The organism is Deltaproteobacteria bacterium, from assembly GCA_019308995.1.
Classification (GTDB): domain Bacteria; phylum Desulfobacterota; class Desulfarculia; order Adiutricales; family JAFDHD01; genus JAFDHD01.
The window spans coordinates 1-2,194 of record JAFDHD010000216.1 but is presented as its reverse complement, the minus strand read 5'-3'; the positions used below and the strand labels follow the sequence as shown (position 1 = coordinate 2,194).

The window sequence follows — 2,194 nt, the reverse complement described above, 5'->3', positions numbered from 1 at the left end:
AGGTCACTCACTCTGTATCTGAATCTTTTGCTATCCGGCAAATTTTTTCGTATCCATATACTGAATGTCAAATTTCTTTTTCCGGTCATCTCAGGTTTTGTCATTCTAGTATTTCCTCAAGCCTTTTTTTTGTGGTTTCAATGGCCTTCTTATCTTTATCGATTCCAATAAAGTATCTGTTCATTTTAACAGCAATGATACCAGTCGTACCGCCACCAAGGAAAGGATCGCAAATGCTCTCTTCGGGATAAGTGAACTGGTCAATTATATCAGCCATGCCCGTCTCTGACTGACCCCACTTATGATAATCCTTTTCACGCGCAAGGCTCTTTAGTACGTCATGGATCCAGTCTCCCTTGTATATGCCCTTGACAAACCAAAGAAGCGGCTTCCAACCAGTCATCACTTTGCGTTGCCACACTTGCGTATGGGCGCCGAGAGTCATATAAGCACAGCACCATTGATAAGTTAAATGCTCGCTGAGGATTCTGATGACCTCGGGCAGATAAGACTGGCCTATCATGCAGAGCAAGGAACCGCCAGGCTTCAGTGTTCTAAGCGAAAAGGCGGCTAGCGTCTTGATAAGTGGCAAGTATTCTTTGGGATACGGCGGATCGGTTATGATCCAGTCCAGAGAGTTGTCTTTGATTTGAGCTCCGACTTCAGCTACGTCACCATGGATCAATTGATAACTTTCGGCTCTATTCGGGACAGCTTTTTTTCTTTCCTCCTTCTCTTGCCTTTTTTTCTCTTTTTCTTTCTGAACCACATACCGATAGACTCCGGCCTCTGTCAGCTCTTTTGTATCTTCTTTTCCGGCGGCAACCTGGCTCTTGTACTCCTCGATCTCGTCTTCTTTGAGCTCAGCGATCTTTTGCCAGACGTGAGCTTGCTTTTTGGATATGGCCAGGTCTTTAAGTCCTGGGGTTTCCCTGGGAAACTCCAGAGTGCCCTTCCCTCTTAATTGTCCTTTAGTGCCAGGATGCCTTTCTCCCCGCTCCTTCATCTCCTTCAGAATCTTTCCGGCCCTGTGCGCGGCCAGGATTTTGAGTTCAGCAATCTTGTTCTGCACGTCATGTCGCTCTTTGTGCTGACGCTTGTAAAAGCTGAGGAGTGCTTCGGCCTTGTCATGGTACTCTTTGGCCTTCTCAAAGCTGTGGATCTTCTGGATTTCTGCCTTGGCCTTTTCAAAGGCAAGTTCTGAGTCTGTGATTTTGACGATTTTGTTGTCCATTTAGATGTTTCCAATACAATAAGTGCCTGGATTCATTCTCTGATTCCCAACCTTTCTTTTATTTGTTTGACCTCTTCCGGCGTTAGCCGTGGATGGGTTTTATTCCAATAAGCAATCCTACAGCTGTCTGAACAATATTTTGCCCAAAACCTTCTGGCGGTAAAAGTTTTGCCACAGTTTTTGCAGTTTCTGGGCCGAGGTTTGAATTTGGCCAATTTTAACCTCCTCTAGCAAGTATTCGATGATTAAAGGGTTCAACCTATTAACATCCGTTCTTTAATGGATTATAACTCTTTAGAAGTGGTCTGTCAAGTATTTTTTTCCTATTTTCCAGCTTACCGCTCCCCCTTGGCCTCCCGGGACCCCAGCTCCATGTTTCTCAGAACGAAATCCTCGATCGCCTCCCGGATCAGGTCGCTTGGTTTCAGTCTACGGTCTTCCGCCATCCCTCTGAGGAAAGCCGCAACCTGGGGAGAAACGCTCGCAGACAATACAACGCCTCTTCCTTCCCACGGAACTTTCGGACCTGTCTTCATCGGCACCTCCTTGTGATGGACTTTTCAGCCGTCATTTTCAATATAAGGAAAAACGTCGGAAGAGTCAAGAGTTTTTTGATGGTTTTGGACAATTTTTCCCACCCAAAATCTTAAATACTTGATAAATATAGGTTTACGAAAAAAGAAATTTCAAAAAAAATCAAAAAAACACTTGACAAGTGGATACAAAAGTATTATATTGTATATAGAATGATTAAGGAGGTTAAGATGATGAAGTCACAAATCAGGCAGGACAAAAGGATGAGTTATGACTTCTAAATAGGATGGAAAAATGAGGGATTTTCAAAGGGCTAGGTTATACAGGGCAGAATGTGAGGCTTTTGAACCCAGACCTTGGGCTAAAGAGCTGTCGCTTGAAGAATGCAGGCAACTGGTGAAAAAGGCAGCTAAATTCACATGCGGG

General features: G+C 44.3%; 2 protein-coding genes. Both read right to left on the bottom strand.

The genetic code is table 11. From position 1 onward, the window contains the following. Positions 1-100 precede the first annotated feature (100 nt). A complete protein-coding gene (locus tag JRI95_17075; protein ID MBW2063258.1) occupies positions 101-1,234 on the bottom strand; it encodes a site-specific DNA-methyltransferase in 1,134 nt (377 codons plus the stop codon). Between the two features lie 335 nt (positions 1,235-1,569). Continuing rightward, a complete protein-coding gene (locus tag JRI95_17070) occupies positions 1,570-1,770 on the bottom strand; it encodes a hypothetical protein (protein MBW2063257.1) in 201 nt (66 codons plus the stop codon). Positions 1,771-2,194: the final 424 nt, after the last annotated feature.

Coding starts and splice junctions, on each gene's coding strand:
- JRI95_17075 (MBW2063258.1), bottom strand. CDS start 1,234: ATGGACAACAAAATCGTCAAAATCACAGACTCAGAACTTGCCTTTGAA.
- JRI95_17070 (MBW2063257.1), bottom strand. CDS start 1,770: ATGAAGACAGGTCCGAAAGTTCCGTGGGAAGGAAGAGGCGTTGTATTG.